Source organism: Alicyclobacillus sendaiensis NBRC 100866 (assembly GCF_001552675.1).
Taxonomy (GTDB): Bacteria; Bacillota; Bacilli; order Alicyclobacillales; family Alicyclobacillaceae; genus Alicyclobacillus; species Alicyclobacillus sendaiensis.
On record NZ_BCRQ01000141.1, the window covers coordinates 1 to 939 of the forward strand.

At 57.2% G+C, this 939-nt stretch carries 1 protein-coding gene; it reads right to left on the bottom strand.

The genetic code is table 11. From position 1 onward, the window contains the following. Nucleotides 1-44 precede the first annotated feature (44 nt). Nucleotides 45-939, bottom strand: an 895-nt coding sequence (locus tag AS26_RS13620; protein ID WP_157068525.1) for an ISLre2 family transposase, incomplete at its 5' end; no start/stop codon positions are given.

Here is a 939-nt window from a genome sequence, read left to right on the forward strand (position 1 = left end):
TCCGTGTCAAGTTGTCGTAGGGGAGACCCCACTGGGTAGATTTATTAGGCCACCGTAAACGAAATCCTGGACAGTTCACGTAAGACGTACTTCACCCAGGGTCGGTCCGCATGCGGACCGACCAATGCTGGCATCTGCCTTTCAAGCCACTTCACTGCTTCCTTAGCTTGTCTTGTGAGTTCCGCATCGTTCACTCGCTTTCCATTTGCCAGTTCGTTCAGTTGTACTTCGCAACGAGAGAACCTGCTCACCCGCAGGGGCTCCTGATTCGAACGAGATGCGACAAGCCGTACTAGCGCATCCGCCCCTGACTTGCTCCAACGTGCCCCATGGCGCTTCATCCGGCGCGCCACGTGGTGGAACACCTGACCCTCTATCGCACCCAGACTCACCACGTCACCATCGCTCACAATGCCTTGCCAATTCTTCTCCATGTATGACTTCAGCTTCGAGATACGCTGCTTCTTCGCACCTTCGCTTTGGCTCTCTATCTTCGTCAGGACTTTTTCAACCCGTGACCAATCCCCGGTTCCTACCGCATCCCATACCTTCCGGTAGGTCTGCGTTTCCCGCCCCAAGGCCCCAACTATTGCGCGCCGTAGGTGAAAGGGGTCCAATCGATATCGAGCTCCAGGAAGCATTTCGACGCCCTTCTTCGCCCATTCCGCGCCGTCTGCACCAAGCCAACACCGTTTCACACTGGCCCAGTCCCACACGCGCCCAAACGATGCCACTGCCCCTTCCCAGAAGTGTTCGGCTTCCTCAGTCCCCACAACCACCTGTCGATTCATCAGGGCGCGCCGCTCACGCCCTTGTTCCTGCTTGCCTTCATACGCCACGGCCACTTTCAGTTCGAAGTGTGACTGGCCATCTTCCTCCCTGCGCCCGCGCACATACACGCCATCCGCTTCCACAAAGAGCGTCTCCGCTTTTCGTGTT